General features: G+C 67.9%; 16 protein-coding genes and 1 tRNA gene. 9 read left to right on the top strand and 8 right to left on the bottom strand.

Annotated elements, in window-relative coordinates; translation table 11 throughout:
- Window positions 1–35 precede the first annotated feature (35 nt).
- Window positions 36–1,007, top strand: coding sequence for a magnesium and cobalt transport protein CorA (locus tag AB0I34_RS19755; RefSeq protein ID WP_360446833.1), 972 nt, complete (start codon window positions 36–38; stop codon window positions 1,005–1,007).
- On the opposite strand, the gene AB0I34_RS19750 is transcribed toward AB0I34_RS19755, so the two are convergent.
- Both AB0I34_RS19750 and AB0I34_RS19745 read right to left on the bottom strand, forming a co-directional pair.
- Window positions 1,004–1,831 (bottom strand): undecaprenyl-diphosphate phosphatase, encoded by an 828-nt coding sequence (locus tag AB0I34_RS19750; protein ID WP_360446831.1) that lies wholly within the window; start codon window positions 1,829–1,831, stop codon window positions 1,004–1,006. The two genes, AB0I34_RS19755 and AB0I34_RS19750, sit on opposite strands and share 4 nt — an antisense overlap.
- The gene (locus AB0I34_RS19745; RefSeq protein WP_360446829.1) at window positions 1,831–2,883 is read right to left on the bottom strand and encodes an LLM class F420-dependent oxidoreductase; all 1,053 of its coding nucleotides are present in this window, start codon (window positions 2,881–2,883) and stop codon (window positions 1,831–1,833) included. Before AB0I34_RS19745 ends, AB0I34_RS19750 begins: the two co-directional genes overlap by 1 nt.
- Before the next feature lie 51 nt (window positions 2,884–2,934).
- On the opposite strand from AB0I34_RS19745, the gene AB0I34_RS19740 reads away from it, so the two are divergent.
- The 5 genes from AB0I34_RS19740 to AB0I34_RS19720 all read left to right on the top strand — a co-directional run bounded on the left by AB0I34_RS19740 (window position 2,935) and on the right by AB0I34_RS19720 (window position 6,362).
- The gene (locus tag AB0I34_RS19740; RefSeq protein ID WP_360446827.1) at window positions 2,935–3,876 is read left to right on the top strand and encodes an aldo/keto reductase; all 942 of its coding nucleotides are present in this window, start codon (window positions 2,935–2,937) and stop codon (window positions 3,874–3,876) included.
- Window positions 3,877–3,907: 31 nt separating this feature from the next.
- Window positions 3,908–4,093 (top strand): DUF5703 family protein, encoded by a 186-nt coding sequence (locus AB0I34_RS19735; RefSeq protein ID WP_131356698.1) that lies wholly within the window; start codon window positions 3,908–3,910, stop codon window positions 4,091–4,093.
- Window positions 4,094–4,289: 196 nt separating this feature from the next.
- Window positions 4,290–4,760 carry a MarR family transcriptional regulator gene (locus tag AB0I34_RS19730; RefSeq protein WP_360446824.1) on the top strand — a complete coding sequence of 157 codons (471 nt, stop codon included), beginning with the start codon at window positions 4,290–4,292 and terminating at the stop codon, window positions 4,758–4,760.
- Window positions 4,757–5,584, top strand: coding sequence for an ATP-binding cassette domain-containing protein (locus AB0I34_RS19725; RefSeq protein WP_360446822.1), 828 nt, complete (start codon window positions 4,757–4,759; stop codon window positions 5,582–5,584). The genes AB0I34_RS19730 and AB0I34_RS19725 overlap by 4 nt, the downstream gene beginning before the upstream one ends.
- Complete coding sequence (locus AB0I34_RS19720) at window positions 5,544–6,362, top strand: ABC transporter permease (protein ID WP_360446820.1); 819 nt, start codon at window positions 5,544–5,546, stop codon at window positions 6,360–6,362. The genes AB0I34_RS19725 and AB0I34_RS19720 overlap by 41 nt, the downstream gene beginning before the upstream one ends.
- A gap of 3 nt (window positions 6,363–6,365) precedes the next feature.
- Here AB0I34_RS19720 and AB0I34_RS19715 read toward each other — a convergent pair whose 3' ends face one another.
- Both AB0I34_RS19715 and AB0I34_RS19710 read right to left on the bottom strand, forming a co-directional pair.
- On the bottom strand, window positions 6,366–7,106 hold the full coding sequence (locus tag AB0I34_RS19715) for an N-acetyltransferase (RefSeq protein WP_360446818.1): 741 nt from the start codon (window positions 7,104–7,106) through the stop codon (window positions 6,366–6,368).
- Window positions 7,066–8,271, bottom strand: a complete 1,206-nt coding sequence (locus tag AB0I34_RS19710) for an MFS transporter (RefSeq protein WP_360446816.1) — start codon at window positions 8,269–8,271, stop codon at window positions 7,066–7,068. The genes AB0I34_RS19715 and AB0I34_RS19710 overlap by 41 nt, the downstream gene beginning before the upstream one ends.
- Window positions 8,272–8,344: 73 nt before the next feature.
- Here AB0I34_RS19710 and AB0I34_RS19705 point away from each other — a divergent pair, with 73 nt between their 5' ends.
- Together AB0I34_RS19705 and AB0I34_RS19700 are read left to right on the top strand one after the other, a co-directional pair.
- The gene (locus AB0I34_RS19705; RefSeq protein ID WP_360446814.1) at window positions 8,345–9,205 is read left to right on the top strand and encodes a LysR family transcriptional regulator; all 861 of its coding nucleotides are present in this window, start codon (window positions 8,345–8,347) and stop codon (window positions 9,203–9,205) included.
- Between the two features lie 42 nt (window positions 9,206–9,247).
- Window positions 9,248–9,883, top strand: coding sequence for a lysoplasmalogenase family protein (locus AB0I34_RS19700; protein ID WP_360446812.1), 636 nt, complete (start codon window positions 9,248–9,250; stop codon window positions 9,881–9,883).
- Here the strand turns inward: AB0I34_RS19700 and AB0I34_RS19695 are convergent.
- From AB0I34_RS19695 to AB0I34_RS19685, 3 genes are read right to left on the bottom strand one after another with little or no spacing between them, the layout of a single operon-like run.
- On the bottom strand, window positions 9,836–11,167 hold the full coding sequence (locus AB0I34_RS19695) for a M20/M25/M40 family metallo-hydrolase (RefSeq protein WP_360446810.1): 1,332 nt from the start codon (window positions 11,165–11,167) through the stop codon (window positions 9,836–9,838). The two genes, AB0I34_RS19700 and AB0I34_RS19695, sit on opposite strands and share 48 nt — an antisense overlap.
- A 26-nt stretch (window positions 11,168–11,193) precedes the next feature.
- Window positions 11,194–11,682, bottom strand: a complete 489-nt coding sequence (locus tag AB0I34_RS19690; RefSeq protein ID WP_360446808.1) for a VOC family protein — start codon at window positions 11,680–11,682, stop codon at window positions 11,194–11,196.
- A gap of 11 nt (window positions 11,683–11,693) precedes the next feature.
- Window positions 11,694–12,503 carry a maleylpyruvate isomerase family mycothiol-dependent enzyme gene (locus tag AB0I34_RS19685; RefSeq protein ID WP_360446806.1) on the bottom strand — a complete coding sequence of 270 codons (810 nt, stop codon included), beginning with the start codon at window positions 12,501–12,503 and terminating at the stop codon, window positions 11,694–11,696.
- 151 nt (window positions 12,504–12,654) lie between these two features.
- On the opposite strand from AB0I34_RS19685, the gene AB0I34_RS19680 reads away from it, so the two are divergent.
- A tRNA-Leu gene (locus AB0I34_RS19680) sits at window positions 12,655–12,740 on the top strand.
- On the opposite strand, the gene AB0I34_RS19675 is transcribed toward AB0I34_RS19680, so the two are convergent.
- On the bottom strand, window positions 12,722–14,488 hold the full coding sequence (locus AB0I34_RS19675; RefSeq protein WP_360446804.1) for a recombinase family protein: 1,767 nt from the start codon (window positions 14,486–14,488) through the stop codon (window positions 12,722–12,724). The two genes, AB0I34_RS19680 and AB0I34_RS19675, sit on opposite strands and share 19 nt — an antisense overlap.
- Between the last annotated feature and the right edge of the window lie 1,127 nt (window positions 14,489–15,615).

Genomic DNA, 15,615 nt, shown 5'->3' with positions numbered 1-15,615 from the left:
CCGGTGCGCGCAAGTCACGGTGTCATGATGGGGCCGTGATCGTGGACTGCGGGGTGTACGCCGACGGCGAACGGCAGGACCTGCCCAAGGACCCCGAGACCGTTGCCCAGGCCATCGACGACCACGGCGAGTGCTTCGGCTGGGTCGGTCTGCACGAGCCGTCGGACGCCGAGATGCGCCGCGTCCAGCGGCTGTTCGACCTGCACGAACTCGCCGTCGAGGACGCACTCAAGGCCCACCAGCGACCCAAGGTCGAGCGGTTCGGCGACGCGATCGTCGTCGTACTCCGCACCCTCTGGTACGTCGACGACGGCGACGCCGTCGAGACCGGCCAGCTCAGCGTCTTCATCGGCCCGCGGTACGTCGTCACCGTTCGGCACGGCGAAGGCGGTGAGCTGGCAACGACCCGCCAGGATCTCGAGGAACGCGCCTCGATGCTCGGCCACGGCCCGGCCGCGGTGCTGTGGGCGATCTGCGACTCGGTGGTCGACGGCTACGAGACGGTCGCCGAGTCGGTCGAGGTCGACGTCGACGAGATCGAGTCGTCGGTCTTCTCCGCGGACCGGACCAGTGACGCGGAGCGGATCTACCGGCTCAAGCGCGAGGTGCTCGAGATGCGCCGCGCGGTCCTGCCGCTGCGCGAGCCGATGGAGCAGTTCGCGCACGGCGTCCCCGGGATCAACCCGAAGGCGGCACCGTTCTTCCGCGACGTCGCCGACCATGTCAACCGAGTGGCCGACCAGACGGAATCCATCGACACGCTGCTCAGTTCGGCGCTCGGCGCCCACCTGGCTCGCGTCTCGGTGCAGCAGAACGACGATATGCGACGGATCTCGGCTTGGGTCGCCATCGCCGCGGTGCCGACCATGCTGGCCGGCATCTACGGGATGAACTTCGACTACATGCCCGAGCTCACCTGGCACTACGGGTACTACGGCATCCTGCTCCTGATGGCCACCGTCTGCTTCACCCTGTACCGCTTCTTCCGCAAGGTCGGCTGGCTCTAGGTTGCTGTGATCGTGCTGGTGGCCAGCAGGATCACGAGGACGATGCCGAGCAGCAACCGGTAGAACGCGAAGACCTCGATCGTGTGCTTGGCGACGAACCGCAGGAGCCACGCGACCGATGCGTACGCGACCACGAAGCTCACGACGGTCCCGACGATCAGCGGCACCGCGCCGACGTCGCCGTTCAGGGCGTCCTTGAGCTCGTAGACGCCGGCGCCGACCAGCGCCGGGATGCCGAGCAGGAACGAGATCCGGGTGGCCGCGACGCGTTCGAGACCGCAGAACAACCCGGCCGAGATCGTCGCACCCGAGCGGGAGATGCCAGGGATCAGTGCCAGGCACTGGACCACACCCATCACGATCGCGTCGACCAGCGTGATCCGGGTCAGCGGCCGGGACTTGCTGCCCACCCGCTCGGCCGCCACCATCACGACCGACCAGCCGATCAGGGCCGCGGCCACCCACCACAGGCTGCGGAGCGGGCCCGAAATGATGTCGCGGGCAAGGAACCCGACGATGACGATCGGCGTCGAGCCGACGATCACGTACCAGCCCATCCGGTGATCGAACTCGCCGCGGTGCTCGGGCTTGACCAGACCGCGCACCCAGGCGATCGCGATCCGCTGGATGTCCTTCCAGAAGAACAGCACGACCGCCGCGATCGCACCGATCTGGATCACCGCGGTGAAGCCCGTGATCGACGGGTCGTCGATCTGCAGGCCGAGCATCTTCGCCACGATGGTCAGATGGCCGGTGCTGGAGACCGGCAGGAATTCGGTCAGGCCCTCGACGATGCCGAGGATGATGGAGTCCCAGATCGTCATCAGTTGCCGACTCCGGCGAGTTCGAGCGCCTCGGCGACCGTGCGCAGGTCGGCGATCCGCTGGTCCACGGTGGACGCGAACGGCGTGATCGCGACGGTCGTCGCGCCGGCCTCGGCGTACGCGGTCAGCTTCTCGGCCATCCGCTCCTTGCTGCCGAGCAGCGAGATCGAGTCGATGAACCCGTGCGGTACGGCGGCCATCGCCTCGCGGTGCTTCCTGTCCAGGTACAGGTCCTGGATCTCCTTGGCCTCCTCGGCGTACCCCATCCGGATCGCAAGGGCGTTGTAGAAGTTCTTCTCCCGGCTGCCCATGCCGCCGATGTACAAGGCGGCGTACCCACGGATCGGGTCGGCCGCGGCGTGCAGGTCGTCGCCGGTCATCACCGGCACGGACGCGACGACGTCGAAGTCGTCGAGTCCTTGCTGACGGATCTCGCGACCCGACTTGATGTGCTTCAACTGCTCTCCCAGGTAGGCGGGGTCGTTGAGGATACCGAGCCAGCCGTCGGCGATCTCACCGGCCAGCTCGAGGTTCTTCGGGCCGACGGCGGCCAGGTAGACGGGTACATGGTCGCGGATCGGGTGCACGGTCAGCTTCAGCGCCTTGCCGGGGCCGTCGGGCAGCGGCAGCGTGAAGTACTTGCCTTCGAAGGCCACGGTCTCGCGGCGGAGGGCGGAGTTCACGATGGCAACGTACTCACGCGTCCTGAGCAACGGCTGAGCGAACCGGACGCCGTGCCAGCCCTCGGACACCTGTGGGCCGGACACTCCGAGGCCGAGCCGGAACCGGCCGTTCGAGAGCCGGTCCAGGGTGGCCGCTGTCATCGCGGTCATCGCCGGCGTCCGGGCCGGGATCTGGAAGACCGCCGCGCCGACGTCGATGGTGGAGGTCTGGGCGGCGATCCAGGTCAGCAGCGTGGCGGCGTCCGAGCCGTACGCCTCCGCGGCCCAGGTGACCGAGAAGCCGAGTCGCTCGGCTTCCTGGACCAGCCTCAGATGATCCAGATGATCGGTGCCACCGAAGACGAAGCCGATGTTGAGTCCGAGTCGCATGACAGGCGAGCCTAACGAGCCGTTGTCGGTCCTCCGCAATAGGCTCGGCACATGCAGCAGCGCTATCTCGGTCACAGTGGCCTGGCGGTGAGCCGGCTCGGCCTGGGCACCATGTCCTGGGGCCGCGACACCGATGAGCACGAGGCGCGCGAGCAGCTGGCCGCGTTCGTGGCCGCCGGTGGCACGCTGATCGACACTGCTGCGGCGTACGGCGACGGCGACAGCGAGCGACTGATCGGCTCGCTGCTGGGAGACGTGGTGGAGCGGGACGACCTGGTCATCGCGACCAAGGCCGGGTTCAGCGTCCGCCGGGGTGAGCGGATCACCGACACGTCCCGGGGCGCCCTGCTGCGCGACCTGGAGGGCTCGCTGCGGCGGCTGAACGTCGACCACATCGACCTGTGGCAGCTGCACACCTGGTCCGACGACGTACCGCTGGAGGAGACGCTGTCGGCGCTCGACCACGCGGTGAACTCGGGCAAGGTGCGGTATGTCGGCGTCTCGAACTACGCCGGCTGGAAGTCGGCCAGGGCGGTGACCTGGCAGCAGGCGTGGCCAGGGCGCGCGGTCCCGGTGTCCAACCAGGTGGAGTACTCGTTGCTCGCTCGGGATGCCGAGGCGGACGCGATCCGGGCGGCCGGCGGGTTGGGCATCGGCGTACTCGCGTGGTCGCCCCTTGGGCGCGGTGTGTTGACTGGAAAGTACCGCACGGGCATCCCGGCGGACTCCCGGGCGGCGTCTCAGCATCTGTCCAGATTCGTCGACCCCTACCTCGACGGCCGCGGTTCGGGCATCGTGGAAGCGGTCGCGCGAGCCGCCGACGGGCTCGGCTGGACCCCGCTCGAGGTGGCACTCACCTGGGTGCGGGACCGGCCGGGGGTGTCGGCGGCGATCGTCGGGGCCCGGACGGCGATGCAACTGAAGTCCGTGCTCGGTGTGGAGGAACTCACTCTTCCGCCGGCCATCGTGGCGGCGCTGGAGGATGTGTCGTGAGGTAGATGTCGTTGGGCAGGTGGAGGTGCGGATGGCCGAATACGAACTGCAGCAGTTCGAGTTGTCCAGGACGGAGTCGCGCGGCGCGGTGCGCCGGTTGCTGACCGAGCACGCCGAGTACGGCGGCTGGGAACTGGCCCGACTTCGTCGCTATCCGGACGGCACTCGCCGAGTCTGGCTCCGCCGCCGCATCATCCGCGTGATGCGGACCCTCTGAGCAACGCGGTCACCAGCTCGCGGCGCCGACCTTGTCGTACGCCGGCCGCACCTGTTCCTGCACGGCGTGTGGTGACAGGCACAACCCGCTCGACGATCTGCCGCGTGGAATACCCCCGCAACAACACCTCCGTCACCCGATGGGATTCGTGGTTCGTGTCGCGGAAATATCTCTGCGACAGAGGTATTGTGGACGCGTGAACACCACCGACGTCCTCGCGGAGGAGTTGCTGGCCGCGATCGGGCTGGTCCGCCGGCACCTGCGCCGATCGGCCGGGAGACCCTCGCCGCTGTCGGCACTGACCAGTTCACAGGCCGAGCTGGTGCGGACGGTGCGCCGCAACCCCGGGATCTCGGTCGCCGAGGCCGCCGCCGAGCTGGGGCTGGTCGCGAACACGGTGTCGACCCTGGTCGGACAGCTCACCGAGCGTGGGCTGCTGCGGCGGGCACCGGACGAGTCCGACCGCCGCGTCGCCCGGCTCACGTTGACCGAGCCGGCCCGCGAGCAGGTCGAGGCCTGGCGCGACCGCCGTACCGCGCTCGTCACTCAAGCCCTCGACGGCCTCGAGCGGGACGAACGTGAGGCACTGCGGGCGGCACTACCGGTCCTCGGCGTACTGGCGGAGCGACTGCATCCCTCGATCGAGCAGAGCAAGGAGCGCGTATGAGTGCGGAAGAGGCGATCGAGCCGGTGCCGGCCGTGCGGATCGACGGGTTGAGTCACCGGTTCGGCGACCATCTCGCCGTCGAGGACCTGGACCTGACCGTGTCGCCGGGCGAGTGCTTCGGTCTGCTCGGTCCGAACGGTGCCGGCAAGACGACCACGCTCCGGGTGCTCAACACCCTCTACCCGCCGCAGTCCGGCACGGTCCGGGTCTTCGGGCTGGACGTGCGGTCCCAGGCGATGGCCGTACGACGGATGCTCGGCTACGTCCCGCAGCAGCTGTCGATCGAGGGAGCGTTGACCGGCCGGGAGAACGTGGCCTGGTTCGCGCGCCTGTTCGACGTACCGCGCCGGGAACGGGCCGGTCGGGTCGCCGAGGTGCTGGAGATCGTTGACCTGACCGACGCCGCTGACCGGCTGGCCTCGACGTACTCCGGCGGAATGGTGCGCCGTCTGGAGCTGGCGCAGGCGCTGGTCAACCGGCCGGCCCTGCTGGTGCTGGACGAGCCGACGGTCGGTCTCGACCCGGTCGCGCGGGATTCCGTCTGGGCGCGCGTTCAGGACATGCAGGAGAAGTACGGGATGACCGTGCTGCTGACCACGCACTACATGGAGGAGGCCGACATCCTGTGTGACCGGGTCGCCCTGATGCACCTCGGCCGGCTGCGCGCTGTCGGGAGTCCGGCCGATCTCAAGACCGAGCTGGGACCCGACGCCAGCCTCGAAGACGTCTTCCGTCACCACACCGGCGAGAGCCTCGCCGCCGGCGAGAAGGGAGGTCTGCGCGATGTCCGTGGCACCCGCCGCACCGCCCAGCGCATGGGCTGAGACCCGGCTCCGGGCGACGACCCGGTTGTTCTCCCGGATCGCCACGTTCTGCCTGGTCGAGTTGCAGAAGCTGAAGCACGACCGGACCGAGCTGATCACCCGGGCGATCCAGCCGATCCTGTGGCTGGTCATCTTCGGCCAGACCTTCAGCCGGATCCGCGCGATCCCGACCGGAGACGTGCCGTACCTGGACTATCTCGCGCCGGGCATCATCGCGCAGTCCGCCTTGTTCGTCGCGATCTTCTACGGCATCCAGATCATCTGGGAACGCGACGCCGGCATCCTCACCAAGCTCCTCGTCACGCCCAGCCCGCGGTCCGCGCTGGTGGCGGGGAAGGCGTTCGCGGCCGGCGTACGAACGATCTCCCAGGCGATCGTCGTCATCATCGTCGCCGCTCTGCTCGGCGTCAGTATGACCTGGAATCCGCTGAAGCTGCTGGCGGTTCTCGTGGTGGTTGTCCTCGGTGCGGCGTTCTTCTCGTGCCTGTCGATGACCATCGCGGGCCTGGTACTGCGGCGCGATCGGCTGATGGGGATCGGGCAGGCGATCACGATGCCGCTGTTCTTCGCTTCCAGCGCGCTGTACCCGATCGCGATCATGCCCGGCTGGCTGCAGGTCCTCAGCCATGCCAATCCGCTCACGTACGAGGTCAGTGCGCTGCGCGGGTTGCTGATCGGGCAGCCCACCAACTATTGGCTGGACTTCGGCGTACTCATCGTGGCTGCTCTCGCCGGCATCTGCGCGGCTTCCTCACTGCTGCATCGGCTTGCTCGCTGAGGCTCAGAGGTCGTGGCGGATCCAGACGTTGGGCTCGACGTACACCGCGTGATCGTGCTCGACGTCGACATGCACCGGCACGAGCGCCTTCGGCACGATGACGTCCCCGGTGGTGTCGAACGGCAGGCCGGTCCACTCGCGCCACTCGGCCAGGCTGCCTGCGATGACCATCGACCGTGGCGCGACCTGCACGATCGTCCCACCGGCCTTCACATGCACGCGCAGCCATGGATCCATCGGGAGACCGTCCTCCCTGACCTGCTTGATGTACTCCGTCATCGGTAGCTGGGCGTCGGCCTTCCCATTCGGACGGACCGGTGCGAACAGGGCGGTGTGGCCCTTGGCCTTCACCGCGGCGCGCATGGCCTGGAGCATCTCGTGCGACAGACCGCGGCCGAGGTGCGTGGGCCGGATCAGGATCTCCAGGGCGCTCGACACGTTCGGCTCGCGCCCGTTGCGCAGGTCCGTGAAGCCCCAGTGCAGGACCCGGTCCCAGCCACCGGTCGGCAGTTCGGTGCGGTGCTCGTCCGGGAACACGAACGGGATGCTCCGGCCGTGCGCGATCAGTTCACCGTCCTCGGTGGCGACGACGCACTGGTCCGGGAAGTGGCGCGGCACCTGACCCATGAAGGCGTTGCCGATCGGGTCGTTGTGCATGAACGCCGGCCACGCGTCGGCGAACTCGTACATCCGCTCGAGGTAGTCAGGCCGCGCGGCGAGGGTGGTGATCACGATCTCCGACATGCTCGGCAGTCTGACAGCGAACCAGGACGGCTGTCGCGACAATTGCCGTCAGCAGTCCGGCACCGACGAGCGTGCTCTCGGCTCCGGCGACCGCGATGATCGGCCCGCCGATCAGCAGGCCGGCAGAGCTCCCCGCGTTCACCACGACCGTCTGGCCGGACAACAGCGTTCTGCGCTCGGCGCCCGTCGACGACCGGGTGATGAGGATCGAGATCGCCGCGATCCCCAGTACGACGGCGACACCCGCCAGCGCCCCGAGCACCGCGATCACCGGTGGGGTGCTCCACAGGCCCATACCGATCCAGCACCCGCCCATCCAGATCCACGCGAAGGCCGCGAGCCGCACCGGCGGGATACGACGTACGACGGCGAGCGAGATTGCGGTGCCGATGACGGAGCCGACGCCGTACCCGGTCATCCCGGCGGCCAGATAGAGGCCCGGCCGGTCCCTCTCGGCACCGATGACCGACAGGCCGAGGGTGAACGCGAACCACGTCACGCAGCCGGTTCCGCGGGTGATCCATCCGTAGAGCACGTCGCGGCGACCTGTGAGGCTGGCGCGGATCGAGGGTGGCTCGCTGGTCGCGGGGGTGCGCTCGGCTTTCACCGTGCAGGCCAGGAGTCCTGACCCGAGCACCGCCACCGCTTCGGTCCACAGGAGGCCGTTGGTCACGCCGGCGGACACCGCGAATGCTGCGATCGCCGGGCCGATGGTCATACCGATCCTGCGGAGGCCGTCCTGCCAGGTGAGGAGTACGACGGCTCTGTCCTTGGCCCAGCGGTCTCCGGTGTCGGCAAGGAGCGCCGACCGGCCCGGCCCGGCGAGCGCCTCACCGCAACCGAGCAGCAGGCCGCTGACGATCAGGATCCCGGGGGTGAGCAGGTCGAGAGCCGCAACTGCGGGCACCATTGCCAAGGCGACGGCCTGAACAATCGCGATGACCGCCAGCCGGGTGCCGGAGTCGACCCATTGGCGGGCTCTGCGGGCCCACCATGGCGAGAGCAGCACTGGTACGCCGGCGGCACCGCCGACCAGGCCGGTCGCGGCGACCGAGCCGGTCTCGTGCAGGATGACCAGCGGCAACGCGACCTGCGTGAACCGGAGCGCGAGGTCCGCCACTCCCCCGCCGGCCAGTAACGCCAGCGCCTCGGTCCGCGCTCTCATGTCCTTGATTCTTTGACGTATCAGCTGCCCTCGGTAGGTGTCCGATGCTTGGTGTTTGCCATAGGCTGAACCTATGGCCTCATTGCCATCGGTCGAGGATCTCCAGCTGGTGCAGACGATCGTGCGCACCGGCGCGGTCGGCACCGCCGCGCGTGAACTGCGCATCTCCCAACCGTCCGCGTCCCAGCGACTGGCCCGGCTGGAACGCATGTGCGGTACCAAACTGTTCGAGCGCGACACCCGCGGCGCCCGGCCGACCTCGGCCGGCGCCGAGCTCAGCCGCCGGGCCGACCACATCCTCGGCCACCTCGAGGAGGTGTACGACGCCACCCGAGCGGCCGCGACCGGTCAGCGGCTGGTGGTCGGAACCTTCGCCAGCATCGCGGCCATCCTGTTCCCGATCCTGGACGCCGACCTGCCGGACCTGGACATCGAGCAGCAGGTCGACCACGGCCATTTCCTGGTCGAACGTGTTGCCGAGGGCACCATGGACGCTGCCTTCATCGCGATCGCCGACCAGATGACGCTCCCCCGCGGCGCCGTCGCCCGCCGCGTCGGCCGCGACGAACTCGTCCTGTTCGTCCCACCCGGCGCCCGCCCGCCGGGCCGGGGAAAGCATCCGCTGAAGGACCGCCAGATCGCGTACTCCACCTACGACCGGGGCGCTGAGGACATCCACGCCCGTCTGGTCGCGCTCGGCGCGCTCCCCCGCCGCGGCGTCACCCTCAACACCACCGTCGCGATGGCTCGCCGCCGCTCCCAACTCGCCCTCGTCCCCCGCAGCGCCTTGGCCACCGAGCTCCGCCCCGGCGAACACCTCACTGCCGCACCCTTCCGCTACCGCCTCACACTCTCGCTGGTCACGACCCCAACCCCGCCCAAGCCCCTCGTCCGTCACCTCCGCCATCTCCGAGCCACGTTGAACTTGTCGTGAACTCCGGCCGCGAAAGGCTTGGAGTGCGGCAGACTCGGGGGCATGAACCTGGGGCGGTTGGCGCGCGGGCGACGGCTGTTGACGGCGTTCTGGGGTACGACGGTCGTGCAGGTGGCGGCCGTTGCCTTCGACGTCAAGATCCTCAAGCAGGCGAGCAAGGCGTCACTGATGCCGCTGCTGTGGTCGTGGTCCCGGAGTCAGGACGCTCCCCCGCTGCTGCAGGCGGCGCTGCTGGCGTCCGCGGCCGGGGACCTGCTGCTCGAGACCGACCTCCAGCTGGCCGGCATGGCCGCGTTCGCCGCGGCCCACGCCTGCTACCTGGCGGTCTTCCTCGCCAATCCCGGACAACGGTCCGTGCGCGTCGTCGCGGCGTACGCAGCCCTCTGGGCCGCTGTCGTCGCCGTGCTCGCCCCGAGTCTGGGCAACCAGCGCGTCCCGGTCGCGGCGTACGCCTTGTTGCTCACAGCAACCGCCATCGCGTCCCGCTGGCACAACCCACGCAGCGGCCTGGGCGGCGCGTTCTTCCTGATCTCGGACGCGCTGATCGCTCTCCGGCTGGCCGGGCGCGACTTCCCCGGCCGCGGCGCGCTGTGCATGTCGACGTACGCCGTCGGCCAGTACCTCTTGACCTCAGGCCTCGTCGAGAAAGCGGTCCAGCACCCTAGAGCCGAACTCTAGAGACGAGGTCGGAACCCGCTCGTCGATGCCGTGGAACATGCCCATGAAGTCCAGCTCCGGCGGCAGCTGCAGCGGCACGAACCCGAAGCAGCGCACGCCCAGGCGGCTCCACGACTTCGCGTCGGTACCGCCCGACATCAGCAGCGGGGCGAACCGGCTCTGCGGGTCCTCGGCCGTGACGCACGCCTTCATCGCCTCGACCAGACCGCCGCTGAACTCCGTCTCCAGGGCGATGTCCGTGACCACAGTCTCGCGCTGCACCTTGTCGCCGATCAGCTCGTCGAGCGTCGCGTAGAACTCGTCCTCGTAGCCCGGCAGGAAACGCCCGTCGATGTGTGCCTCGGCGTCGCCCGGGATCACGTTCACCTTGTAGCCCGCGTTCAGCATCGTCGGGTTCGTGGTGTTGCGGATGGTCGCGCCGAACATCCGGCTGAACGTGCCGAGCTTCGCCAGCGTCGAGGTCATGTCGTCGGGGTCGAGCTCGATCCCGAGCACGTCCTCGAGCGTCTTCAGGAACTCCCGCACGGTCGGCGTCACCCGCAGCGGCCACTCGTGGTTGCCGATCCGGGTGACGGCCTCGACCAGGTTGGTGACCGCGTTGTCGTTGTTCACCATCGACCCGTGACCCGCCGTACCACGGGCCTTGAGCCGCATCCAGTTCATGCCCTTCTCGGCGGTCTCGATCAGGTACAGCCGCAGGTCGTCCTTCACCGTGACCGAGAAGCCACCGACCTCGCCGATGGCCTCGGTGCAGTCCGCGATCGTGTCCGGGTGGTTGTTGATCAGCCACTGCGCGCCGTACACGCCGCCGGCCTCCTCGTCGGCGGTGAAGACCAGCCGGACCGGACGCCGCGGCTTCACGCCGGCCCGCTGCCGGGCCCGGACCACGGACAGCACCATCGCGTCGAAGTCCTTCATGTCGACCGCGCCGCGGCCCCAGACGCAGCCGTCGAAGATCTCACCGGCGAACGGGTCGACCTTCCAGTCCTTCGGATCGGCCGGTACGACGTCCAGGTGGCCGTGCACGAGCAGCGGATCGGCCGACTGGTCCTCACCCTCCCAGTGCGCCACCACCGTGGCCCGGCCCGGCTCCGCCTCGTAGATCGTGGACTCGATCCCGACCTCGTCCAGCTTGGCCGCGACGTACTCGGCCGCGACCCGCTCGCCGTTGCTCTTGCCGTTGCCGTAGTTCGTGGTGTCGATGCGGATCAGCTCACTGCAGAGCTCCACCACCTCGGCGTCAGGGGTGTACGACGGACGGTCGCTGGGGGTCGGAGAAGTCATGGGCCCATCCTCTCCCACGCCTCCGGTCAGAGCACTTTGAGGCCGTACATCTCCCCCAGCGGGTCCGCGATCAGCTCGATCCGCGCGCCGTCGGGGTCGCGGAAGTAGATCGACGTACCGCTCTCCTCCAGGTACTCCACGCCCGCCGTGTCCAGGTTGTGCTTGAGCCGCTCCCACTTGCCCGGCTCGACCGAGATCGCCAGGTGGTGCAGACCGCCGAGGACTTCGGCGTACGGGCCGAGGTCGAGGCCGGGGAAGTCGAAGAACGCGAGCAGGTTCCCGTTCCCGATGTCGAAGAAGAAGTGGTTCGAGCCCTCATAGTCCCGGTTCCCGACGATCTCCGTGAGCGGGAACTCCAGCACTCCCTGGTAGAACCGGATGGTGCGCTCGACGTCGGCGCAGAGGATCGCGACGTGGTGCAGCCCCCGGGCCGAACTCGTTCCACCCTCCTTCAGGTACGCCGTCCTGATCCGGTCGCGCTCGGCCTCGATCGCGGGCAGGTCGATATCGGTCATACGGGTCCCCCTCAGATCCGGAAGAACAGGTTGAGATAGCGGTCGGCGACCGCACGATCGCCCCGGATCGTACCGGCGTTGCTCCGGCCGAACGCGGTCAGCACGAAGCTGCCTGGGTCGAACTCGATCACGGTGGTCAGGCCGTCGACGTTCCCGGGCTCGTAGTCCATGCCATCCGGGCCGACCTTCACGCGCGTGTCGCCGGCGTTCGGGCCGCTGGTGATCCGGATGCCGAGCTCGCACGGATCCTTGGCGCCGGTGGTGTACTTCCACAGCACGAACATGAACGGCACCAGCAGATCCGCGGCGTCACCCGAGAGCCCGTGCGCCCGGCCGGTCCCCTGCCGGATGTCCCAGGAGTGGACGCCGTAGTCCATCAACTGAAACGCGGGGAAGAAGAACGACGGCAGCGGCCCCATGTAGAAGTGCGGCACGTTGAACCCGCCCCACTCCTCCGGCCCGAGCGCGTCGAAGATCTCCATCATCTTGTCGAAGTCCACGTGCAACCGCTCGACCAACTCGGCCCGCGGCACCGACCGCAGCGCCAGCGCCTGCTTGTCCACCCGCTCAGCCATCCCCGGCAGCCCGTACGCCGCCGGCATCTCCTCGTGCGCCCGGGCGGCATCGAACGCCACGAAGTACGCCTCAGTGGTGTCCGCTATATGCGCCACCACGTCCCGCACCTGCCAGTGACCGGCCCCGGTCGGCGCCTCCCAGACGTCGTCGCTGTCCACCATCTCGAAGAACCGCCCGGCCTCCGCCCGCACCACCCCGAGCAACGTCTCCTTGCCCTCGAACACCATCCCGTTCCAGCCGCTCACGCCCGTACACCTCCCACCCACGACCCGCTCCTTGAATTTCAAACTACGCCTCCCCCAACCCCCTCCAACACCCCCACCAGCCTCGATGTGAATTCCACCCGTGGTCTTTGCTACTGTTCTCCGGTCAGCACCGACCCCGGTGCGACCACTCGTCCGGGTGGCGGAATAGGCAGACGCGCTAGCTTGAGGTGCTAGTGCCCTTCACAGGGCGTGGGGGTTCAAGTCCCCCCTCGGACACGGTACTTATCCACACGGTCGGCCAGCGGATCGATCTCAATGTCAACGGTCTGTTCGGCGTGGTGGTACGTCAAAGCCAATCTGAGCGAGGCGTAGAGCGATCCCAGTTGTTCCGGATCCGCCCGATCGAGTGCTGTTGCAACATCGCCGAGCTGGTCGATGTAGGACTCAAGCTCCTCGTGGCTGATCCCATGTTCGCCCGAGGCCGCCGAAAGCATCGCCTCCGCAGATCGCTTCTCCGAAGCTGCCGCGTTGTACTGCTCGCGCAACTCGTCCGGATCCCAGCCTGCATCGAGCGCTCGCCGCAGTCTCTCCATTGCCGCCTCCGCCGCTGCTACTCGTTCTCGCAGCTGCTGCACGCGCTCCAACTGTCGGTCGGCCGAGTCATCGGCTTCCAGGAGCGTCGTCACAGTCTGATGACGATGAACCGGATCGAACAGCGACCCGATCCAGCGATTCACCGCCGGGGTGATCAGATCCTCGCGAAGGTAGATCTGCAGCGGATGAGCGAGCGCAGTCCCTGTGCCCGGCACGAGGGTACGGGCGTTGCAGCGGTAGTAGATCGTGTCTTCACGCCTCGCTGCGCCTTCCATCTTCCGACGGCAGATCCCGCACTTGATGCGGCTACGAAACATGTAGACGCGCTTCTTCGATACTCTTCGACGCTCGACACCCGACCAGCGGGATCGTCCGCCTGATCTCCGCTTCCGCCTCTCGAGTTCGGCGGCGGTGAAGGTCTCAACCGGCACGATGGCCGGATGCGGCGACCGCACAATCTTGGCCTGCGGCGATCGACGGAATCTCACCACGTAGCCAGCAGCCACGTCGTCGGGATCCAGTAGCTCGTCGACCTTCTGCCAGCGGCCGTAAATCGCATACCCCGTGTACCGCGGATTCTCGAGCACGGCTGCCACCGTGGAGTGCTGCCATCCGTCCATCAACCGGTGACGATTCTGCCGAGGAGCGTGAGCCGACGGGCACGGTACACCTTCCCGGTTGAGCAGCTCGGCGATCGCCTTCCTGCCCCATCCATCCAGATACAGATCGAAGATCCGCTGGACGACCGCGGCGGCGAACTCGTCGATCACCAGCACGCGCAAACGATGACCCTCCTGCGCCTTGCGCGGATGAGGATGCGGTCCACCATCGACGACCTGATACCCATACGGCGGCCGACCGCCCTGGTAGCGGCCATCGATCAGAACTTGGGCAGCCATCGCTGCGCGAACCCGCTTTTGCACATGCTGCCGCTCGGATTTCGACAACCCACCCGTGATCGTCATCGCCATGTCGTGCACCGTGTTCTCCGGGTCAAACCGGCCACCCAGACTCGGTATCCACAGGGACACGCCATACCGATCGAACTTCGGCCACGTCAGACTGAACTGATTGCTGAACCAGCAACGAGTAGCCTCCCCAACCACAAGGCCATCCCACCCACGAGCGGGATCCTTCAACGCTCGCAGCACCCGGCTCGCCTCATCCCGCCGCTCCCACGGCAACGACCGCGACTGCCCGATGTCGAAGAACTCCTCGACGATCACCCCGCCCAGCGGCTCCACGAACCGCGTGGCCTCCCCCACCTGCCACGCCTTCGACGTCCTCGGATCCTGGTTGTCCTCTGTCGAGCACCGCCCATAGAACGCAAGCCGCCCGATCCCCTCGCCACCCACCGGTTTGTCGGCCAACGCCTCCATACCCAGCAGCTCATCCAGGGTCGCCCACTCATCACGTCCGTCGTCGCTCAAGACGCCTGCTCCTCTGACTTGGAGGCGCCGTCCGTCTCGCACCTCTTCTGCGCCAGTCCTACAACAATCCGCCGGAGCACACGAGCAGCCTGTGGATAAAGCACCGGCGGCCTCTTCGGCACCTGCACACTCGCGTACGCCTCACGCCGACCATCCGGCTCTACACTCGCGTCTTCTACCCGCGACTCCTCCATGCCGACTCAACGCACGAGCTACGCACAGTAACCAACATTTCGCAACACCCCTCACCCCTACCCGCGCCTGACCTCAAACCATCGCGAGAAGCACCCGCCCCGTCCGAGATCGACTCCAGATCGGTCCCGCAGATGGTGTAGATCTGTTCCGCGCCCACTTGATCTTGTGAGCACCCGCTCCCAATCCTGCCCTGACCTGCGACATTGCCTCTCGACACTTGCCGGTGATTGCCACCGCTTGCCGACGTCCCACGGAACTGTGACGGAACAGCGATGTCCCTCTTGTCAGGCGCTCTTTCGTTCCCAACATGCGTTGAACAGCTGCCCAGTCGAGGACAGTACGGAGGTTCGTGACATCGCCCGGCGAGTCAGCTTGGCCTCCTTCGCCGCTGCTCGAACTCCTGCCGGCCGAGCGGCCCATCGCTGCCCTGGCGCCCATGCCGAGCGCGCCGCCCAGCGTGGCGACGGCGCCGCCGCTGCCACCGTCCAAGGCGGCGACCGCCGGGGTGGTGAACCGCATCAGCGCCAACACTGCGAGCAGGCACATCACCCACCCGGTGCCGATCTTGATCAGTTGGTCGCCCGACGCCGGCGCGAGTGCCCTGGAACCGCAGTGGCAGAGCCTTTGCGGGTCAGCTGGAATGCCGTCGCGTACACGATCGCGGCGACGGGTCTGTAGAGGATGAACGCGACCATCCAGGCCACCGACTTAGGACCATTGTCGGCCGGTCTCGGTGTTGGTCGCCGCGGCCGCCAACGGCAGCACACCACCCGCTGAGACTTGAAGGCGCGGCGGTACGCCGGCTTCTCGTGGACGGTCTCCGCGCGGGCGTTGACCATCCGAGTTAACTGCACCAAGTCTCTATCCTCTGGCGGGTCGCCCGGTTACGAGGAGGTCTTGGTCCGTTGGACGAGCTTCGGGAGGAGTTGCTG

This window comes from Kribbella sp. NPDC050281, assembly GCF_040655855.1.
Classification (GTDB): domain Bacteria; phylum Actinomycetota; class Actinomycetes; order Propionibacteriales; family Kribbellaceae; genus Kribbella.
This window is presented reverse-complemented; position numbering and strand designations above follow the sequence as displayed.

What these genes read in the sequence shown, in the direction of transcription:
- AB0I34_RS19750 (WP_360446831.1), bottom strand. Translation starts at nt 1,831, where the DNA reads ATGACGATCTGGGACTCCATCATCCTCGGCATCGTCGAGGGCCTGACC.
- AB0I34_RS19745 (WP_360446829.1), bottom strand. Translation starts at nt 2,883, where the DNA reads ATGCGACTCGGACTCAACATCGGCTTCGTCTTCGGTGGCACCGATCAT.
- AB0I34_RS19740 (WP_360446827.1), top strand. Translation starts at nt 2,935, where the DNA reads ATGCAGCAGCGCTATCTCGGTCACAGTGGCCTGGCGGTGAGCCGGCTC.
- AB0I34_RS19735 (WP_131356698.1), top strand. Translation starts at nt 3,908, where the DNA reads ATGGCCGAATACGAACTGCAGCAGTTCGAGTTGTCCAGGACGGAGTCG.
- AB0I34_RS19725 (WP_360446822.1), top strand. Translation starts at nt 4,757, where the DNA reads ATGAGTGCGGAAGAGGCGATCGAGCCGGTGCCGGCCGTGCGGATCGAC.
- AB0I34_RS19720 (WP_360446820.1), top strand. Translation starts at nt 5,544, where the DNA reads ATGTCCGTGGCACCCGCCGCACCGCCCAGCGCATGGGCTGAGACCCGG.
- AB0I34_RS19715 (WP_360446818.1), bottom strand. Translation starts at nt 7,106, where the DNA reads ATGTCGGAGATCGTGATCACCACCCTCGCCGCGCGGCCTGACTACCTC.
- AB0I34_RS19710 (WP_360446816.1), bottom strand. Translation starts at nt 8,271, where the DNA reads ATGAGAGCGCGGACCGAGGCGCTGGCGTTACTGGCCGGCGGGGGAGTG.
- AB0I34_RS19705 (WP_360446814.1), top strand. Translation starts at nt 8,345, where the DNA reads ATGGCCTCATTGCCATCGGTCGAGGATCTCCAGCTGGTGCAGACGATC.
- AB0I34_RS19700 (WP_360446812.1), top strand. Translation starts at nt 9,248, where the DNA reads ATGAACCTGGGGCGGTTGGCGCGCGGGCGACGGCTGTTGACGGCGTTC.
- AB0I34_RS19695 (WP_360446810.1), bottom strand. Translation starts at nt 11,167, where the DNA reads ATGACTTCTCCGACCCCCAGCGACCGTCCGTCGTACACCCCTGACGCC.
- AB0I34_RS19690 (WP_360446808.1), bottom strand. Translation starts at nt 11,682, where the DNA reads ATGACCGATATCGACCTGCCCGCGATCGAGGCCGAGCGCGACCGGATC.